The 17,753-nt window shown below is 60.5% G+C and carries 18 protein-coding genes; 11 read left to right on the top strand and 7 right to left on the bottom strand.

All coding sequences use genetic code 11. The features are described from left to right. Nucleotides 1-14: 14 nt before the first annotated feature. A complete protein-coding gene (locus ACOYW5_RS09885) occupies nucleotides 15-722 on the top strand; it encodes a heme-copper oxidase subunit III family protein (protein WP_423069082.1) in 708 nt (235 codons plus the stop codon). 9 nt (nucleotides 723-731) lie between these two features. Further along, nucleotides 732-1,118 (top strand): cytochrome C oxidase subunit IV family protein, encoded by a 387-nt coding sequence (locus ACOYW5_RS09880; protein ID WP_423069081.1) that lies wholly within the window; start codon nucleotides 732-734, stop codon nucleotides 1,116-1,118. Here the strand turns inward: ACOYW5_RS09880 and ACOYW5_RS09875 are convergent. Both ACOYW5_RS09875 and ACOYW5_RS09870 read right to left on the bottom strand, forming a co-directional pair. Further along, a complete protein-coding gene (locus ACOYW5_RS09875; RefSeq protein ID WP_423069080.1) occupies nucleotides 1,112-1,480 on the bottom strand; it encodes a c-type cytochrome in 369 nt (122 codons plus the stop codon). The two genes, ACOYW5_RS09880 and ACOYW5_RS09875, sit on opposite strands and share 7 nt — an antisense overlap. A gap of 136 nt (nucleotides 1,481-1,616) precedes the next feature. After that, nucleotides 1,617-3,320 carry a hypothetical protein gene (locus ACOYW5_RS09870; RefSeq protein WP_423069079.1) on the bottom strand — a complete coding sequence of 568 codons (1,704 nt, stop codon included), beginning with the start codon at nucleotides 3,318-3,320 and terminating at the stop codon, nucleotides 1,617-1,619. Nucleotides 3,321-3,465: 145 nt separating this feature from the next. Here ACOYW5_RS09870 and ACOYW5_RS09865 point away from each other — a divergent pair, with 145 nt between their 5' ends. Further along, the gene (locus ACOYW5_RS09865; protein ID WP_423069078.1) at nucleotides 3,466-4,722 is read left to right on the top strand and encodes a D-amino acid dehydrogenase; all 1,257 of its coding nucleotides are present in this window, start codon (nucleotides 3,466-3,468) and stop codon (nucleotides 4,720-4,722) included. On the opposite strand, the gene ACOYW5_RS09860 is transcribed toward ACOYW5_RS09865, so the two are convergent. Then, nucleotides 4,697-5,158 (bottom strand): hypothetical protein, encoded by a 462-nt coding sequence (locus tag ACOYW5_RS09860; protein ID WP_423069077.1) that lies wholly within the window; start codon nucleotides 5,156-5,158, stop codon nucleotides 4,697-4,699. The genes ACOYW5_RS09865 and ACOYW5_RS09860 overlap by 26 nt on opposite strands. A 165-nt stretch (nucleotides 5,159-5,323) precedes the next feature. Between ACOYW5_RS09860 and ACOYW5_RS09855 the strand changes: the two genes are divergently transcribed. The 5 genes from ACOYW5_RS09855 (at nucleotide 5,324) to ACOYW5_RS09835 (ending at nucleotide 10,827) form a co-directional block, all read left to right on the top strand. Continuing rightward, the gene (locus ACOYW5_RS09855; protein ID WP_423069076.1) at nucleotides 5,324-6,577 is read left to right on the top strand and encodes a tyrosine-type recombinase/integrase; all 1,254 of its coding nucleotides are present in this window, start codon (nucleotides 5,324-5,326) and stop codon (nucleotides 6,575-6,577) included. 122 nt (nucleotides 6,578-6,699) lie between these two features. Further along, nucleotides 6,700-7,482, top strand: a complete 783-nt coding sequence (locus ACOYW5_RS09850) for a hypothetical protein (RefSeq protein WP_423069075.1) — start codon at nucleotides 6,700-6,702, stop codon at nucleotides 7,480-7,482. Further along, complete coding sequence (locus ACOYW5_RS09845; RefSeq protein ID WP_423069074.1) at nucleotides 7,475-9,178, top strand: hypothetical protein; 1,704 nt, start codon at nucleotides 7,475-7,477, stop codon at nucleotides 9,176-9,178. The genes ACOYW5_RS09850 and ACOYW5_RS09845 overlap by 8 nt, the downstream gene beginning before the upstream one ends. 122 nt (nucleotides 9,179-9,300) lie before the next feature. Further along, complete coding sequence (locus ACOYW5_RS09840) at nucleotides 9,301-9,531, top strand: helix-turn-helix domain-containing protein (RefSeq protein WP_423069073.1); 231 nt, start codon at nucleotides 9,301-9,303, stop codon at nucleotides 9,529-9,531. A gap of 660 nt (nucleotides 9,532-10,191) precedes the next feature. Further along, nucleotides 10,192-10,827: a hypothetical protein gene (locus tag ACOYW5_RS09835; RefSeq protein WP_423069072.1), complete on the top strand. Its 636-nt coding sequence runs from the start codon at nucleotides 10,192-10,194 to the stop codon at nucleotides 10,825-10,827. A gap of 439 nt (nucleotides 10,828-11,266) precedes the next feature. Here ACOYW5_RS09835 and ACOYW5_RS09830 read toward each other — a convergent pair whose 3' ends face one another. The 3 genes from ACOYW5_RS09830 to ACOYW5_RS09820 all read right to left on the bottom strand — a co-directional run bounded on the left by ACOYW5_RS09830 (nucleotide 11,267) and on the right by ACOYW5_RS09820 (nucleotide 14,556). Then, nucleotides 11,267-11,407 (bottom strand): hypothetical protein, encoded by a 141-nt coding sequence (locus ACOYW5_RS09830; protein ID WP_423069071.1) that lies wholly within the window; start codon nucleotides 11,405-11,407, stop codon nucleotides 11,267-11,269. A gap of 119 nt (nucleotides 11,408-11,526) precedes the next feature. After that, a complete protein-coding gene (locus ACOYW5_RS09825) occupies nucleotides 11,527-12,945 on the bottom strand; it encodes a 4-hydroxyphenylacetate 3-hydroxylase family protein (RefSeq protein ID WP_423069070.1) in 1,419 nt (472 codons plus the stop codon). Between the two features lie 3 nt (nucleotides 12,946-12,948). Beyond that, a complete protein-coding gene (locus ACOYW5_RS09820; RefSeq protein ID WP_423069069.1) occupies nucleotides 12,949-14,556 on the bottom strand; it encodes an AMP-binding protein in 1,608 nt (535 codons plus the stop codon). A gap of 193 nt (nucleotides 14,557-14,749) precedes the next feature. On the opposite strand from ACOYW5_RS09820, the gene ACOYW5_RS09815 reads away from it, so the two are divergent. The 3 genes from ACOYW5_RS09815 (at nucleotide 14,750) to lepB (ending at nucleotide 16,321) form a co-directional block, all read left to right on the top strand. Beyond that, complete coding sequence (locus tag ACOYW5_RS09815; protein ID WP_423069068.1) at nucleotides 14,750-15,535, top strand: DUF169 domain-containing protein; 786 nt, start codon at nucleotides 14,750-14,752, stop codon at nucleotides 15,533-15,535. A 10-nt stretch (nucleotides 15,536-15,545) separates the two neighbouring features. Next, nucleotides 15,546-15,737: a hypothetical protein gene (locus tag ACOYW5_RS09810; RefSeq protein WP_423069067.1), complete on the top strand. Its 192-nt coding sequence runs from the start codon at nucleotides 15,546-15,548 to the stop codon at nucleotides 15,735-15,737. A 62-nt stretch (nucleotides 15,738-15,799) separates the two neighbouring features. Next, nucleotides 15,800-16,321 carry a signal peptidase I gene (lepB, locus tag ACOYW5_RS09805; protein ID WP_423069066.1) on the top strand — a complete coding sequence of 174 codons (522 nt, stop codon included), beginning with the start codon at nucleotides 15,800-15,802 and terminating at the stop codon, nucleotides 16,319-16,321. A gap of 8 nt (nucleotides 16,322-16,329) precedes the next feature. Here the strand turns inward: lepB and ACOYW5_RS09800 are convergent, their stop codons facing one another. After that, nucleotides 16,330-17,739, bottom strand: coding sequence for a CUAEP/CCAEP-tail radical SAM (seleno)protein (locus tag ACOYW5_RS09800; protein ID WP_423069065.1), 1,410 nt, complete (start codon nucleotides 17,737-17,739; stop codon nucleotides 16,330-16,332). Nucleotides 17,740-17,753 lie beyond the last annotated feature (14 nt).

Genomic DNA, 17,753 nt, shown 5'->3' with positions numbered 1-17,753 from the left:
GGGAGCGTCCGCCCATGTCCGACCCTGCCATCTCCCATCCCGCCCCGGACGGCCAGCCCGGCTTTGTCGCCGACTGGTCCTCGGACAAGACCGCCTTCAAGACGGCGTCTTGGGGCAAGGCAATGATCTGGATTTTCCTGCTCTCGGACACCTTCATCTTCAGCTGCTTCCTCATCGCCTACATGACGGTGCGCATGTCGACGTCGGAGCCGTGGCCGAATCCGAGCGAAGTCTTCGCGCTCGAAATCTTCGGCGTCCACATGCCGCTGATCCTCATCGCCATCATGACCTTCGTGCTCATCTCCTCGAGCGGCACCATGGCGATGGCGGTAAATTTCGGTTACCGCCGCGACCGGGTGAAGACAACCGTGCTCATGCTGATAACTGCGGCCCTCGGCGCCACCTTCGTCGGCATGCAGGCCTTCGAGTGGACCAAGCTCATCTCCGAGGGCGTGCGGCCGTGGGAGAACCCTTGGGGCGCGCCGCAGTTCGGCTCGGTGTTCTTCATGATCACCGGCTTTCACGGCACCCACGTTACGATCGGGGTGATCTTCCTGCTGCTGATGGCGCGCAAGGTTTGGCGGGGCGACTTCGACACCGGCAAGAAGGGGTTCTTCACCTCACGCAAGGGGCGCTGGGAGATCGTCGAGATCACCGGCCTCTACTGGCACTTCGTCGACCTCGTCTGGGTCTTCATCTTCGCGCTGTTCTATCTGTGGTGAGAGGCAAAAATGGCTGAGGCACATATGGAAGCAGGTGTGGTCCCGCAAGCGGCGGCCCACGAAGAGGGCCAGCAGCACCCGATCCGGCTCTACCTGCTGGTCTGGTTCTGGCTGTTCGTCCTGAGCGCCTGTTCGTACCTGGTCGACCTGCTGCAGTTCCAGGGTTACCTGCGCTGGGGCCTGATCCTGGCGCTGATGGTTGGCAAGGCCGGACTCATCGTCGCCGTGTTCATGCACATGGTCTGGGAACGGGCGGCACTGGCCTATGCCATCATCGTGCCGCCGGTGCTGGTGCTGGTCTTCGTGGTGCTGATGGCCTTTGAGGCTGACTACACCTTCCTGACCCGCGTCGAGTTCTTCGGCGCGGGCCCGTCAGCGCCGGCGCCGGTTCACTGAGCCGGCGGTGGTGGCGGCACGAAGTCCGGCGAGAAGGTCAGCAGATAGGCGATGACATTCTCTTCGTCCTGCGGGTTGGGCAGGCCGGGGAAGGTCATCTTGGTGCCTTTGACGAAGTCGCGCGGCTTGGCGAGGAAGTGCTGCACGGTCTCCGGCGTCCAGACCAGCCCGCCGGCTCCTGCGTCGATCATGGCCTTCGAATATTTGTAGCCTTCGAGCGTCCCGGCGGTGCGCCCGAAAACGCCGTTCAGGACCGGTCCGACCTTGGTCTTTGCGCCTTCGCCCACGGCGTGGCAGGTCGCACACTTCTTGAACACGATCTCGCCCGCGGCGGGATCGCCCGCAGCAATCGCTGGGCTCATGCCCAATATCACAGTGGCAACGGCTATCGCGGTCCTTAGCATTCACTTGCTCTCCCTTGAGGCCTCGTGTGGCAGACAAACGTCCAGCCGCCGGGCCGGTTGCACCTCGCACTATATCGGAGGCAAGGGCGCGTGGCTAACCGGCGGGAGCGGCCGTCGCCTTGACGACGACCCAGCTGTCGGCGCGGAAACCCCGGCCGTCGACCGGCCACACGGCATTCTCGGGCAGCTGCGGCTGGCCGTTGACGCACGACCATGCGCCACCCGGCGCCATGAGCTGCGGCGCACTCGGATAGCGGGCACAGTAGCCGCGCATTTCGTCGACCGTCGGCGCGAGATCGCAGACCGGCCCGATATAGGACGCGCAGGCAACCACGGCGCCGCCGGCGCACCGCCAGTGCACCCGGTCGCGTGAAGCGTTGTCGGGCACTGAGAGTGCCCGTGTGATTGCCGGGATGACGAGGGGGCCGCGATAGCGCTCATCGACATAGTCCACCGTGCCCACCGAGCTGCAATAGGCGAACGGATCGGTGTAGACCGGGCCGGCGAGGGCCTGCGCCGCCGGGGCAATCGCTGGCTTGGCCGGCAAGGTTGAGGGCGTTGCCGTGGCCGTCGCTTCGGGCGCCGCCGCTTCGGCCACAGTGCTCGCCAGTTCCGGCTCGGGAGGCAGGACGAGTCCCTGCTTCGCCGGCTCGGGCAACGGCGCCGGGGTGGTTGCCGCCACCGCTTGCGGATCGGCCTTCGCACCGGTGTCAGGCGCCGGAGTTACGAGCGCGACAAGTTGGTCGACCCAGCCCTCCCGGTAGGCGAAATAGCCACCCACGGCAATCGTGCCCAGCAACAGCACCGTAACCACGGCAAGCAGCGCGGCAACGAGGCCCCCGCCGCGCCGTGGCTCGGGGGCTGGCTCCCGCGGCATCCAGCGCGAGCGTTCGACTTCCGGTTCGGGCCAGCCTGATGCGGCAACGGCGGCTGGGCGGGCGGCCTCGGCCGGTCGGGGGCGCTCGGGCGGAGGTGCAGGCTGAGGCCTCGGCTCGGGCACTGGCGGAGCTCTCTGAACCTCGACAATCCGGGGGCCGGGCGTGGATCCGGACTGGAATCGCTGCCCGATCGGCGCGTCGGCACGGTCCCAGCGGAAACCGCGCTGCGCCGGGCTCGGCTGCGGCTCCGGCTCGGGTTCCGCGTCGATCACCTGCTCGACCTCGACCGGTTTCTCGCGCTCGGGCCGGATGGCCTCGCCCCAGATATCCGGTTTCGACCGTGGCGGTTCGCGTTCGGCGTCGAGATCCTGCCAGCGCGGCGGTGGGCCGGCCGGGCGCGAGGCCACGGTGACATCGTCGAGGTTCAGCGCCACGGCGCGCCGTGGCGATGCTGCCTGTTCGCGCGGAATGGCGACCGGGTCCATGCGGAGCGCTGCTTCGCGCTCGATCTCGTCGACCCCATCGCCCATATCACCCAGCGACCGGCGCTTGCGCCTCTGCATCCGTCGGCGGCGGACCGCCAGTTCGGCCGCAACGAGCGCGAACACGGCCGCAAGCCCCGACGCCGCCGCCGGCCCCATGAGGCGGTAGTCGAACTGATCGGGCAAGGCGAGGCCGATGGCGACCCAGCCGAGCGCCGCGGCTGCAAGCGGAGCTACGGCGAACCCGGGCACCACCGTCGCCAGCACGCCACCAAGCACCGCCGCCGCGGGCACGCCGTACCAGATGATCTTGCCGATCAGCTCGTCGTTGGGCGTACCCGACCACAGCGCCATGAACGGCGACATCAGGTCGGTCCGCAACGCAGTTGGCGCGAGGAGTGCGAACAACCCCGCCGCGAGGCCCAGCAAAAGAGCCACTATTCTCAAGTCATACCCCCGACGGTCCGTCGCTGGCCCCCGTCGCGAACATGCCTAGAGGGCTGGGCGAGTGCAAGTGCGCAGAGGGCACACCTAACATCACGCTGATCTTGCCTTTCTCCCGCCGCTCGGGAACATGAGCAGCATGAAGATACTCATCCTCGGCGCCGGCGTCATCGGAACGACCACGGCCTACTACCTGAACAAGGCCGGCCACGAGGTCACGGTGATCGATCGGCAACCCGGGGCTGGGCTGGAGACCAGCTACGCCAACGCCGGCGAGCTCTCCTATGGCTACGCCTCACCCTGGGCCGGACCCGGCATTCCGGTGAAGGCCGTCAAGTGGCTGTTGATGACGGATGGGCCGCTGGTGCTGCGGCCCAAGCTCGATCCGCGCATGTGGATCTGGGGCCTGCAACTGCTCGCCAACTGCACCGAGCGGGCCTACGCAGTGAACAAGGGCCGGATGGTCCGGCTTGCCGAGTATTCACGCGACCAGATGATGGCGCTGCGCGCCGAGACCGGCCTCGCGTTCGACGGCCGCCAGCAGGGCACCGTGCAGCTCTTCCGGGAGCAGAAGCAGCTCGACCACGCCGCCGACGATATCGCCGTGCTGAAGCAGTATGGCGTCCCCTACGAGGTGCTGGATCCGGCAGGTTGCATCGCTGCCGAACCGGGCCTCGCCACGGCGACAGTACCCTTCGTCGGCGGTCTGCGACTCAAGAACGACGACACCGGCGACTGCAAGATGTTCACCGAGAGCCTTGCGGCGCTTGCAGCAAGCCAGGGTGTCGCGTTCCAATACGGCACGTCGATCGATCGTGTCGTTGTCGATGGCGGCAAGGTCACCGGCGTTGCGACCTCGCGCGGCGTGCTGACGGCGGACGCTTATATCATGGCGCTGGGCAGCTACTCGCCGCTCATGCTGCGCCCGCTCGGCATCTCGCTCCCGGTCTATCCGATCAAGGGCTATTCGCTGACGGTTCCCATTACCGACGAGTCCGTTGCGCCGCTATCGACGGTGATGGACGAGACCTACAAGGTGGCGACCACGCGCCTCGGTGATCGCATCCGCGTCGGCGGCACGGCCGAGATTGCCGGTTATGACACGGCGCTCCATCCCTCGCGTCGCGGACCGCTGGACCGCTCGCTGCGCGAGCTGTTCCCCCGTGCGGGGGATGCCGGCAAGGCGAGCTTCTGGTGCGGGTTGCGGCCTATGACTCCCGATGGCACCCCGGTGCTGGGTCGCTCCCCCATCGCCAACCTCTACCTCAACACCGGCCATGGCACGCTCGGCTGGACCATGGCCGCCGGTTCGGGACGCGTCATGGCCGATATCGTCGCCGGCTACGCACCCGACATCGAGGTCGGCGACCTCAGTCTTTCCCGATACTCGAGCTGACCGCACGAGTACGACGGGCGAGCCCGAGACGCGCCATACGCGTCTCGCCATGCAGAGTCTTGGCCCAGAAGTAGGGGCGCGTGAGCAGCTCGTGCAGCGCCCGCATGCCGGCGATCGAGTGCAGCACCCAGTAGACCGGCAGCAGCAACTGGATAGCAATCAGGTCCGAGCGGCCGAGGCGTCGCAGGCCGGCCACGACCAGGGCCGCCGGCCCACCATAGCCAATCAGCGTGATGAGGCAGGTGAGGGCGAACCAGACATCGAAGATCAGGCCCTGCAGGAGTGTTGTCGCGATAACCGAGGCGACGAATAATGTGTGCAGCGGTCCCGACAGGATCATGCTGCCGACATAGACCTGAAAACTGGCGAATCCCTTCCACCCCAGATCCCGCAGCAATTCGCGCGGGTGGCTGTTGTGGACGATGAAGGTCTGCATCCAACCTTTTAGGTTCTGTTCGAGGCTGATCGCAGCTGTTCGCCAGTGTACATTTTACAGAACAAAAACAATGGCTTAGACTTCGTCACTGTTTTTGGCTGTTCGTGGCCACCCGCGGACTTTGTTGCGACAGCGTTGCGACAGGACCTCGAAAGGGATGAAGAAATGGGCATCGGATCGGGACTTACGAAGCACAAGCTGCTTCTAACTCAGAAAACAGTTGAGAGCCTACGACCGGCCGCGGACCCCTACAGGGTCGCGGATCAGCGTTGCACGGGTCTGGCGGTCCGTGTCGCTACTAACGGCATCAAGACTTGGGACCTTGCCTTTCGAATAAGCTCAACCAAACTGACCAAGCGGCTGTCGCTTGGACGCGTCACTGATGTCAGTCTCGAGGCTGCGCGGCGTAGGGCGAACGAGCTGACCTCCGCTGGCCGAGCGGGCCGTGACCTCGTTCAAGAAGAGAGGCAGGCGAAAGAGGCGTCAGAGAACCGACTAACGATCGGTCAGCTAGTCGAAACCTACCTCCGCCGGCGAGTCGACGGACGTCTCCGGACTGCGAGAGAGATTCGTTATCGACTCAACCGAACTCTGGCTGGCCTGATGGGACGCTTCGCCGACGAGGTGAGGCGGCGGGATATCAGGCAACTCCTGGACAAGGTCGCTGATCAGGGCACCGAGCGAGAGGCGGAGAAACGGCGACAGACTGTTGGCGCAATGTTCCGGTGGGCGGTTTCTCAGGACATGGTCGAGATAGATCCGACAGCCGGCCTTACCGCCTACGATCCAGGTACTCCAAGCGATCGAGTTCTCTCGTTTGAGGAGATTGGGCCGCTTTGGACGTGGCTACTCTCGCCTCTCGTAAGTCAGCACGTGTCATGCATCCTTCGACTGCAGCTCCTGACCGGGGCTCGATGCGGTGAAGTGAGCGGCATCAGGGTAGAGGAGATCGATCAGGAGAATTGGATCTGGACATTGCCGGCCACGCGATCGAAGAACAAGCGGGCGCGATCAACGCCACTTGTGGGTGAGTGCCGGGCCATTATCGAGTCGTGTTTGGCCGAGGTCAGTCGAGGTCCACTTTTCGCCACCGAGCTTGGAACTGTGGTTAAGTCAGTGAACGTAGGCCAGTACCTGTGGTACCGAAAAGAGCAATTGCCGATCGCCAAATTCACAACGCATGACCTTCGGCGGACCGTAGCAACGGCGCTGGTTGAGATGGGCATTTCTCTTGAGATCGTAGCAGCCGTAATTGGTCATGAGGCAGGAGGGCGCAACACACGGACACTTGTGCGCCACTACATTCGAACTGATCTCGTTGGGCGAAAGAAGCCGGTCCTCGAACTTTGGGACAAGAAGTTGCTGGACGCCGTGGCTGGTAGAACAGAGTCCAACGTTCTGATGTTGCGCCGCGGATAACTAATCGTTTCGGCGGCAAAGCGCCTCAATTTGCTCCGTATTGCAGCGCCTCTGGTTAACAGCGGCCGATGCACCCTCTCGGACAATTCGGTACCGCCCTTGGCGTGCCGGGAGGGCATCCTATGGGCCACATTCGCCTTGGTGTGCTGCCGAGGACCAGAAAATGGCGGGCCGTTGTCAAACTGCTGACGACCGATGCCAGCCTCGCTGACATCGTCGGCGCGAGCGCGGAGGCCGCAGAGAGCTCGCTAACGAACGCAGCTGCCGATGACACACTGTCGCACGCGTTTTGGCTCCTAACCCAACTACCTCAAGCGGCGCGGCTCGAGAACTTTTCGGAGCGACTCTGGGAGTTGGGCCTCAGTGTTTCAGACACGCCGAGCCTCCTTGATATCGGAGCGGCGCTGGCCGGAGCGATCGACGCAAAGTCGGCCGAGGTCCATCGGCGCACGGACCTCGGGGAGATCGCACAACAAGCAGCGGTCGAGACGATCCTGTCACTAGTTGGTCGAGAACTTCCTAGCCTGTTTTCGCCGACGTCCGACGAGGTGCGGAAGGCTATTGCGAAGTTCGCGAACTCGGCAAGTTTCAGTGTCCTGGCTAGAGACTTCTTCTCAAGAATTGCTAGACGCTCGCTCGCATATTATCTCAGCCGCGAACTATCGAACCACATCGGACCCGGCGAGCGCTTTACGTCGTCGGCAGACCGCGCCGAGTTCGACTCAGCGCTTGATCTTCACTGCCGACAGGCCTCCCGCATCATCAAAGAGTTCGCCAGCGGCTGGTATGGGAAGGCGAGCGGCGAAGGCAGGCAGATAGCACCTTGGGACGCCTCGAAATTCGCACACGTTGCCTTTCGGAAGATGCGCCAAGAACTGCGCCGAGGGGATGCTGGCGATGCCTGAGCATCTCATTTTCTGTGGATCAGACGCCGCTGCGGCTCCGCCCTATGCCCTTCGCCTGAACCTGTCCGGGCCTTCACAGAACCTCCAAGTCCGACTTGGGGATCTGGGGCAGAAGTTGGTCAAGGATGTTCCGGACCGACTTGTCGATTTAGTGGACATTGCAGCGTACGTTTATGGAAGCGATCTCGCCTACAGTCGAGGTGGACCAGTGGCTCGCCAGATGGGCGTGGACTGGAGGCGGGACTTTAAGCTCGTTGTCCCGGTGCGCGACCCAGATCATTGGCAGAGTCAGGACATTCGCGAGGGCTTGGAAAGCACGCTGCGCTTTCTCTCCGATGACAACTACCGCTTCGATTTCCAACTTGCCCCAAACGATGGGAAATTCCCGGAGTACCTTTCTTGGGACGAAGCTGATGCGAAGGCATTCCGACCGGACGAGGTCGTACTGTTCTCTGGTGGTCTCGATTCGCTAAGTGGCGTCATCGAGGAGCTGGCGACGACGTCGAAGCGGCTGGCCCTAGTGAGCCACCGGCCCTCCTCAAAAGTGTATGCCCATCAGAAGCTTCTTGTGGCGGCATTGACCGCCGCCTTTCCGGGACGCTTGATGCACATCCCGGTGCTGATCAACCGCATGATCGCACTACCGGTGAGCGAGTACACTCAACGCACTCGTTCGTTTCTCTACGTTTCAATGGCCGCCGCTATTGCCCACATGTTCGACCTTGGTCGAGTGCGATTCTACGAGAACGGGGTGATCAGCATAAACCTGCCGATTTCGGAGCAGGTCATTGGCACTCGCGCGACTAGAACGACCCACCCGCTGACTCTGTCGATGTTCACAAGTCTCATGAGCGCCATCCTGAGTTCACCCGTCGATGTTGAGAATCCTTTCGCCTGGAATACGAAGGCGGAGGTAATTGCCAAAATCGTCAGGCATGGGTTTGGCGAGTTGATCCGACATTCTGTTAGCTGCAGCAAGATACAAGAAATGACCCAGGCGCACACGCACTGTGGTTGCTGCTCCCAGTGCATTGACCGCCGTTTCGGCGTCCTAGCCAGCGGGGCCGAGGAATACGATCCATCCGAACTCTACACGGTCGACCTCCTAATAGGGGCACGAGACCACGGAATTGATCGAACGATGGCAGAGTCTTACGTGCGGGCTCACATTGATATGCACTCAATGTCTGAGCTGGCCTTCGCAGGGAAGTATGGGTCAGAACTCGGTCGCATTTGCCTCGCTTCTCCAGGGCAACCTGCCGATGAGATCGTCCGCAAGGTGATGGATCTTCATCGACGACACGGGAGCGAAGTCGCGGGCGTCGTCGAGCGAGGTCTTCACGCGTTCGGACCTCAGCTTCTACGAGGCGAGGTTCCGCAAACATCGATACTGCGGATGGCTTTAGCTCCTAACGAGGCACGAAGAACCATCCCCGATGCTGCGGGAGTTTGGCTAGCTCGAGAAACGGCCCTAGTGACAAAGCCGCTTTCTCCGGAGATGACAAGAAAGCCGAAGGACATGCCATCTCGCGCTCGAGCCATGAGAGCTATTCTGGAGCTTTACCCTGAAGGGGTCCCCAACACCACCGACCTGCCCAACAAGCTCCTCTGCAACGCGGTTATGAGCAGGATCGGGGGAGGCGGGCTTGGGGTTTCTAGCGACACCATTCTGCGTGCTGCAGGACGACGCAAATAGTGCATTTCGCGCAAATCGCGCATGCCGCATTTGCGGCGTGACCGCGCGGCCGATGCAGACCTATCCATGCTCCAGTCTTCGAATGAAGGCGCGGTCGCCGGAACGCTTCCGGTCAGCGGCGAATGGAGCCAGAAATGACACCCCTTGCCTACAGCATCAATCAGGCCTGCACGGTGGCCTGTGTAGGGCGGACCTCCCTCTACCAATCGATAAAGGAGGGAGACCTTCGAGCCGTCAAACGCGGACGGCGGACCCTCGTCCTGGCCGACGATTTGCGGAACTGGGTGGATCGACTACCTGAACTCAAGAGCGAGGCCAACCTCGCCTTGAATGGAGGGGGCAACCAAACATGACCACCCGCAGAAAGGGAGTTTCCTCGAAAGAGGCAAGGCACGTCCGACTCTATCACTGGGTTCTTCAAACGGAGGCGTGGCGTGACCTCGATACTGTGGCCCACGACGTGTACGTGCTGATTGCGTCTCGGTATGTGGGGCCCGGCTCCAACAACGGACGGATACCGTACTCACTTCTGGAGCTTTCGCAGACGCTACACATCAGCAAGCAGACAGCCATGCGAGCGCTTCATCGCCTCCAGGACCACGGCTTCATCGTCCAGGAGATGCGGGGCAGCTTCAGCCGGAAACTGCGGCACGCATCAGAGTGGCGTTTGACGGAGTTTTCGAGTGACATCGAAAACCGGCCGGCGACGAAGGAGTTCGCCGCATGGAAAAAAACAAAAGCCAGTTCCCTGTCGAGCCCCGGCAGGGTGCTCGCGTGGAACCAAGCGGGTGCCGTCAAGGAACAGTCACTGAACGGAACCCCTCCCTACGGTTCCCCGGCGACACCTGTCGTATCGATGCGTGGTTCCCCTCCGACACCACTCTTAGTATGCCAGGGGGAGGCCCCCCAAACTGGCCTCACGGAGAGCGAGCGACGGCGCGATGCAAACCAAACGGCAAGCGCGTCGGCGCTCGCTCTGCACATACCGCCGAACATTCAGAGGATGAACTAGGATGTCGGTCAAGCGGACTAGTCCAACGTCCTCCAATGCGGTGGTCACGCCGGCCTCCGCGAAGAGCTATCAGCTCAAGCCAATGGAGAAGGTCTCCATAGATTTGCATTTGGATCGACGGTCACGAGCGAAATCCTTGCCGCGACAGGTCGTGGAAACAGTGCGTGGTGCCGCCAGCCTGACAGACGATCATCCAGACAAGGCGGTCGGCGCGAGCCTCACCATGGAGGCCCTGGGTCTTACGCGGGTGGGGGAACTTACCTCAATTCTGCAATATGTGGTCGATCTGACCCAGCGAGACCGAAAGCCCGACGAACATGCCATCAATGAAATGCTCGCCCAGGTTGCCGCGGTTCAACCGGCAGACGGTGTCGAGGCGATGCTCGCCGTTCAGATGGTTGCTGTCCATCGGGCGGCCATGAAGACCGCGAGAGCACTCCGTGGTTCGGAGACAATTCCACAACAGGACAGCAACTCAAACTCGTTCAACAAGCTTGCGAGGACGTTTGTTGGCCAAGTCGATGCCCTGAAGCGCTATCGGTCAAAAGGCGAGCAAAAGGTGATCGTGGAGCACGTTACGGTCAACGACGGCGGCCAGGCCATCGTGGGGCAGGTGGGGGGAGGGGGACGGGCATGAAAAGTGACATCAACCCCATGCAACGTGCGAAGCGCTGTCACGCGAGATGCAAACGGACGAAGCTGCCCTGTAAGGCGCCTGTTGTTACAGGCTGGCTTGTCTGCCGAATGCATGGTGCAGGGGGCGGTGCTCCTGAGGGCAAGGCCAACGGCAACTATCGGCATGGCGGCCGCACCAAGGAAGTCATCGCGACGAGGAGGAGGTTAAGTGCGCTCGCTCGCGAGAGCCGCGAGTTTGTCGCTAAACTCGACTGAGCGGCGAGTTGCGATCCCGTTGCGATAGGTTAGCGCAGACGATCGCGGTTCCACCTAAGAACCTGCATACGCTACAGAATTGGGAGTCCGCTAAAGGGTGGAGCGGGCACTTTCCTCAACGAACGACCGCTTCTGGCCCACAGCGGACGCTCGGCGCGCCTGCCGTGGGACAAAGGATAGGGAGATCATTCGCCCGACCGGGCACCGGGACCGAGGACGAACCACCAGTGCGCCAGGACGCCCGCGCTCCAGCCGAGCAGCGGCCTGATGAAGCAGTAAGGCTCGCCGAAATAGAGGTTGAGGGCGGTCCAAGACGATGCCGTCAACGAAGGCGAACGCATGGATTTGAAATCCAAGCCGGGGCCGGAAACGGAACTGGAACTTGCTCGCACATGGCACCCTCCAAGGTGATTGGTTGAGTGGCCGGCGCCGGATCGCGTACCTATCAGTATCCATCTATGAATTGAGCAACCAGGTCATGCAGCTCGTCCCATCGAGCTTCTCGGAAGCTGTGACTTTTAAGAATAAATGGGGGTCCTGCAAAAAGCTTCTCGTACTGAATTTGTCGCCCGGCGAACTCCGAGCCGACTAGATCCCAAGTGAGCCTTACCAACTTCATGCGAGCCGGAGCCTCCAGTCTAGGAGTATCCCAATACGTGCGAAAGGTACTCAACAGATCGCCATCCTCAAGAACAGAACTGTCGGCGGGCATCTGAAACATGCTACTCCCACTCAACTCCCGAAGCGTATCGACAAGTGATGGGTAGGTTTCCGCACACCAGTTCATCGTCGCGTACATGATACGTCTATTGTAAGCGACAAAGCTCGGGGCCCAGGCCTCCGCGGCATGTGTCTGGCCCAGGATCATCCCCTCAAGCATGGCTTCGGACGCAGCCAACTTGCCGAGTACCTCTCGTACCTGCGGAATATCGCGGATGCCTGAGGCCTCGGTCATCGTGCTGGCCAAACCGACCATAAACCTCAGCTTCTCATGATATCGGACGCTGGATTGATGGTTGCCGAGCACGTGAGCAGGCGTCGCGATGTAGATGTCGCGCGCCAGCTTCGGCTGGTTATGGACAAACACGCGGTTCCAGGGGACCTGGACCTTATCGAGAAGGACTACGCAATCCGTTTCGTCAAACCGGAGGCTTAGCGGGGAATCAAAATGCGCAGTTGAGGCCGACCCAAATGGCTTCCTCGACCAAAGGGAGATACCGGGGGCATTTACAGGCACAGAGAACGTGATGGACTCGGAACGCTGCGCGTCCGCTAAGGGAAGAATGTTACCGATCCAAATCTCATCGGCGAGTATAGCGCCAGTGGCCAACATCTTCATGCCGGATACGACGACGCCAGCACTGTCTTCGCTAACCACCCGACACGTTTGCGCGAGCTGATTGGGGAGGCCATATACCTTGGGGTCACGAACGGCCTGGTGGGGAACCACCGCGTGCGCGAGATACAAATCCGCGTCCCGGAGCGTGCGATAGTAGGTCGATATGTTGTCGGAGAACTCGCCGAACAGGTCAGGCGTCATGGCCATCCCTGTCACGAAACTGGCAACATAGTCCGGAGAGCGGCCGAGCAAGCCCAAGGTCGACTGAGCGATCGCGCGATGGGCGGCGGTTCGCTTTGAAAGGTCGTCGACATTTCTTGCGCTTAAGAAGTAGTCGCTGTAGAAGCCCTCCCGATCGGCAGATTCGGTGAATTTCTCGCGCTTGAGATCGAAGATCGACGCAATTGTTTGAGCAGCATTCCGAAATACCGGATGTTCGCTGACGTCTATGATTTGCTCGCGTCCGAGGAACACTCGGCGCCCATCGTTTAGACCTTTGAGGTACTGAGCGCCTGTTCTTAGCAAAACTCAATCCATGACTGTGGTTACAGCGAGCACGGCTGACTTTGATTGCGGTATGGTCTCCAGCTGTGCACGCAGGTCGGCTCTTAACGCCGCACGGGAGACTTTACCGTTCGCACTTCTCGGTAGGCTACGACGCACAACAAACTTGTCGATGCTGCGAAACTCTTCGTGGGGCCACCTCGCTAGAATAGCTGCTTGGATATGCTGTTCGATGGCCGCATGGGTTAGTTTTGTGTCACTCGGAACATAGAAACAAGCAATCATCGAGACGCCGCCGGGGCCTTGTTGGGCGACCACTGCACACTCGGCCAATCCACCTTGTTCCATCGCCACGGCTTCAACCTCGCCAGGGATGATCCATTCGCCACAGCCCGCCTTTATCAGGTCATCAACTCTCCCGTGGACTTGGAAATATCCCTTCTCATCGCGACTAACCATGTCGCCCGTGCGGATCCAACCCACTCGCCGGAGTTCGAGCGTCCGATTGTGATCATCTAGGTAACCGTCCGTCATAGCGGGGCCTCTGGCGTAGAGTTCCCCGATCTGGCCAACCCCAACGTCGACCCCGTCGGCATCTCGTACCTCGGCCTGGTACCCGGGACAAAGTAACCCCGTCTTACCGGGAACCGCGCTTCCGACGGAGCTTGCTATGAAGATATGTCCGAGCTCCGTCGAACCCAAAGCATCCAGCAAAGGGGTGGCGAGGGCACCCTCCCAATCTCGAAGGAGAGAGGCCGACAGGGGTTCGCCGGCCGAGAGCACCACCCTGGCACTTCGAAGTGGTTCGACCGAACGCGCCAGCATGCTCCTTACAAACTTGGGTTGCGACAGAATCATTGACGGTCCAAGCGCGGCAACGGAATCCATAAAATCCATAGGCGTGAATGGGATGGAGCGCAGCAACGAAGTCGATCCGTTCAGGAGGGAGAAAAGGAGGTTGCCCAACAAACCGTAGCCAAAGGTTAGGCGAGCCGAGCTCATGACTCTCTCGTCCGCTTCGAACGGGACAACGCCGCGTTCGAACGCTCGCAGGCACTCAATCGGGGCGCTGTGCCTGCTTAGCACTAGCTTTGGTGCCCCAGTCGACCCCGAACTCATCAGACAGTACGCGCGATCCTCTCCACCGCCTTGCATTGTGAGCGGCGAGGCCTGCTGCTCATTGTACGCATCGGTCCACCAACCGTTGTCGACCACGACTTGCCCAATCGAAGTGAGTCCTACACTTGACAGCATCGGTGACGTAGTTCTGTCGACAACGATGAAGCGGGGCCGGATCCGGAGGAGAACCTCTGTGAGATCTGCCGAGGCCAACCGCGTACTGATCGGGACAGCTGTCGCCCCGGCCGCAATGATACCTAGAAAGCAGCTCGCAAAGCTGAGCGAGTCTGGCAGGAGAATGGCTACGACGTCGCCATTGCGAATGGCGACTTCCGAGCAAAAGACCCTTACACACGAGGCAAGATGGGCGTACGAAACGTCCTTGCCGTCAGCGTTCAATGCAATCGCGTTGCCACGTCCATGCTCCAGGTGGCGTTGGAGACACCAATAGGCGAGATTCTCACCTGATCGTCGTTCAAATTCGGAGTAGACGCTATCGGAAACGCTGGTCATCGCTGCACCGTGCTGGGCAAATAGAAGTTAGAAGACTATATTGGTCTTGACCATTGCCTAAAATCCCCTAACAATCGAGAGGTAGAGTTGTCTAGTCGCGCCCCTTCTCCTTCTTTAGCTGGCGGCAAGCACTGTCCTCAGCCAAGAAGCACGATCGGGTAGGTTGCAATCTTGCTGTTTGGGGAGTTGGCAATTGGCTAACGACAGTGACACCAACGATCGAACGGTCCCCGCGGTTGAGCAATTCCGCGAGCAGGCAGCTGAGCTTACCGAATTGCTCGGACTGGCCGTTCCGCCAATTGCAATTACATTTCTGGATCACAACGAGACAGGCATACCTCGCCTTCCACTCTCGCCGTCTGAGCCTACCGCAGATGGGCGCAGTGGTATGGTGCCGGCCGGCTGCGTCTTTTGGGTAATGGCGACAACGAAGACGTTCAGCACCATTCCAGAAGACCATGGCAACTGCAGCGTGGGTTCGGTTACTCACGGTCTCATCGGTCTGGCCGAGGCCGCCACGAAAGCGGACGTGCAAGCTGTTTGTGAGGCAGGTTGGGTAACGCTGGCCGCCATGCAAGGCATTACAGTCGTCAAATCCCGCCCTGAGTCGATAGTGTATGGTCCGCTCGCAGAGACCCCGTTGGTGCCTTCGGTTGTCCTTATGCGGCTACACGGCAAACAACAAATGATGCTGCATGACGCGTGGCCCTCGATGAGACTCGAGGGGAAGCCTCAATGTCACATCATTGCGATTGCTCATGAGGGTGGCGAAGTCGCAATGAGTGTCGGCTGCATGCTAAGTCGCGTGCGCACGGGGATGTCCAACAATGAAGTGACGTGTGCAGTTCCAGCGTCTCTGTTGGGTCAAGTCATAGAACAGCTGGAGGTGGCGAGGTCTGCTGATTTGTTGGTTGCTCGGTACGCCGCCCACGACGCCAAGCGGTTCCCGCGAGAAGCGCGCGGGATTGAGAGTCATTGAGGAGGATCGAATGCGCGATGAAATTGAGGCCACCACGTTGCTTCCGAGGGAGGAGTCACCGACGTCTCCCGAACGGCTCGAAGCCGAGCTTCCCGAAGCGTTGAAGCAGATTATCCGCGAACTCGAGGCGATCCCCCTTGAAGCGATTGAGGATGTCGCGGCGCTCGACGAGTTGGAGGCCGGCTGCCTGTCCTGCTCTTAGCGAATAATCCTCCACTTGCGATCAAAAAGGAGGTTGAGGTGCTCAGCCGAATAACTTGTCAGATGCCGTCCCGTGCGATGGAGCCGACGATCGAAAAAGGCGCTTGGATCGCAGCGGACACCGTACACTATTCGAACAACAAGCCGAGAAGGTACGACGTGGCTGTCTTTTGGGCCCCCGACGTCGAACGGGAGATTCTGGACATTGCGCGTGCGAAGGTCAACGACGAGACATCTTCGATCGACGACCTGCTAGCCGCTGCGGCGGATGTTCTCAGATCGCGAAATCAGACCGTTAGGCCGCACCTCCTGTTCGTAAAGCGCATAGTGGGGCTCCCCGGGGAGACAATTCGGCTTTCGGAAGAGGGTCTCGAGATCGATGGCGCCCGTATAGAAATGCCTCGGGATCTCCGCAAGATTTTCGGGGGGTTTCCTAGCTCCGACAAGGTTAGGTACGGGAAGGAGCAACTGCCGATCGCTGACAACGCGGTATTCGTCGTAAGCGACAATGTCGCTGACGGCGTCGATTCACGTCATATTGGTCAGGTCCCGGTTGGGAATCTTCTTGGACGGGTGACGATGTAGTTAGCGATCTATAGCCGATTAAACTGATCGTCAGTGGGCTCGGCGCAGCAGTACCAAGCCTCAGACATGGTAGGTGGCATGGCGGGTTGCATGTGACGCTCACGGCCCGTTGTCGAGCCGTCATGTCCCAGCAGCGACTCTGCCAGGCCAAATATCGCGTCGAATATCGCGGCGCGGTCGCGATGATGGCCCTCCCCAATTTGCACAACCCGCTTCACCTGCATCTGAAGAGAATCCATCCGTGGGTCAGGATGGGTCCAAATGTAGGCGAGTGATGCGTCATCGAAGCGCTCAACACAGTCTCGAACGTCGTCTAGCTCAAGAAGCAGCGACCCCTTGGGCAGGAGGAGCCGGATCGCTAGCTGAACCGGCGCGACACTGTTCACGAGTCCCCATCGTTCGATTGTAGAGAGAAGTTCGATGTAGTCCTCGGCCGTGGTCCAAGGCGTAAAGGGGAGGAACGTTGGAATGAAATGAATCCCCGCCTCCCTTACCGCCTGCAGGGCGTCGAACACATCGTTGCGGGTATGTTGTTTGGCAAGCTTGATTAGCACGCGATCGTCGACGGCCTCGACCGCGCTGGTGATCATCACACATCCGAGGGCGCGAAGCCGGGGCAGAACTGACCGGTGCTTCAGGAGGTGTTCCACCTTGATCACCACGTCAAAGCTGATCTGTGGGAATTCGGCGTGAAGTCGTTCCGCGATTGCCAAAGCGTGACCGGGACCATTGAGAAAGTCAGGATCACCAAAGGATATGTGTTTTGCACCCAACGCGACCTGCTGCCGTATGTCAGCTAGCACTATGTCGGGTTGGACGATTCTGAATTGGCCCTGGTAGACAGGGACTATTGGACAGTGCCGGCAGAGATGCTTGCAGCCCCGCGACGCCTCTGTGTACCCAACGAGTTGCTGCTGTCCGTCGGGTGCGTTGAGCTTCGCGTAAGCACTCAAAGGCGGAAGTTCTCGTCTGCTGGGTATCTGAAACTTCAATTTGTCGAGTCGGATGGATACCGCGGGATCACCGCCCAACGGGATCGCCTGCGCGGACGACGATGTGAGCCGACGATAGAGATCGGAGATCGCCTGCTCGTACTCGCCCCCAACCACGGCCATAGCCCCCTTGCTGCAAAGGTATTCGGCGTTCAGAGGAGCATACAGGCCGAAGCAACAAATATGCGCTTCGGGGTAGGAGCGATGAACGCGGTCCATGACAGGAACTGCCAATCTGGTCGCGGTATGCATGGGCAAATAGAAGCAAACTAACCCCACGCCCTCAAACTGCGCAGGATCGGGTGTCTCGACTGCGAGGTCAAGACATCGCACATCCGCCCCATCCCGCTTTAGCCAACCGGCAAGCGAAGCCACTCCAAACGGTTGATGCCCAATGTCAAAGGTCGAGAGGATCAACACCCTCATTTTCTTGCCCTTCC

Source organism: Devosia sp. CN2-171 (assembly GCF_049354815.1).
Taxonomy (GTDB): domain Bacteria; phylum Pseudomonadota; class Alphaproteobacteria; order Rhizobiales; family Devosiaceae; genus Devosia_A.
Note: the sequence above shows the minus strand (reverse complement) of the source record. Positions and strands in the feature narration are given on the sequence as shown.

Bases quoted from the DNA above. Each gene is read 5' to 3' on its own strand.
- ACOYW5_RS09885 (WP_423069082.1), top strand. From the start codon at position 15: ATGTCCGACCCTGCCATCTCCCATCCCGCCCCGGACGGCCAGCCCGGC.
- ACOYW5_RS09880 (WP_423069081.1), top strand. From the start codon at position 732: ATGGCTGAGGCACATATGGAAGCAGGTGTGGTCCCGCAAGCGGCGGCC.
- ACOYW5_RS09875 (WP_423069080.1), bottom strand. From the start codon at position 1,480: ATGAGCCCAGCGATTGCTGCGGGCGATCCCGCCGCGGGCGAGATCGTG.
- ACOYW5_RS09865 (WP_423069078.1), top strand. From the start codon at position 3,466: ATGAAGATACTCATCCTCGGCGCCGGCGTCATCGGAACGACCACGGCC.
- ACOYW5_RS09860 (WP_423069077.1), bottom strand. From the start codon at position 5,158: ATGCAGACCTTCATCGTCCACAACAGCCACCCGCGCGAATTGCTGCGG.
- ACOYW5_RS09855 (WP_423069076.1), top strand. From the start codon at position 5,324: ATGGGCATCGGATCGGGACTTACGAAGCACAAGCTGCTTCTAACTCAG.
- ACOYW5_RS09850 (WP_423069075.1), top strand. From the start codon at position 6,700: ATGGGCCACATTCGCCTTGGTGTGCTGCCGAGGACCAGAAAATGGCGG.
- ACOYW5_RS09845 (WP_423069074.1), top strand. From the start codon at position 7,475: ATGCCTGAGCATCTCATTTTCTGTGGATCAGACGCCGCTGCGGCTCCG.
- ACOYW5_RS09840 (WP_423069073.1), top strand. From the start codon at position 9,301: ATGGAGCCAGAAATGACACCCCTTGCCTACAGCATCAATCAGGCCTGC.
- ACOYW5_RS09835 (WP_423069072.1), top strand. From the start codon at position 10,192: ATGTCGGTCAAGCGGACTAGTCCAACGTCCTCCAATGCGGTGGTCACG.
- ACOYW5_RS09820 (WP_423069069.1), bottom strand. From the start codon at position 14,556: ATGACCAGCGTTTCCGATAGCGTCTACTCCGAATTTGAACGACGATCA.
- ACOYW5_RS09810 (WP_423069067.1), top strand. From the start codon at position 15,546: ATGCGCGATGAAATTGAGGCCACCACGTTGCTTCCGAGGGAGGAGTCA.
- lepB (WP_423069066.1), top strand. From the start codon at position 15,800: ATGCCGTCCCGTGCGATGGAGCCGACGATCGAAAAAGGCGCTTGGATC.
- ACOYW5_RS09800 (WP_423069065.1), bottom strand. From the start codon at position 17,739: ATGAGGGTGTTGATCCTCTCGACCTTTGACATTGGGCATCAACCGTTT.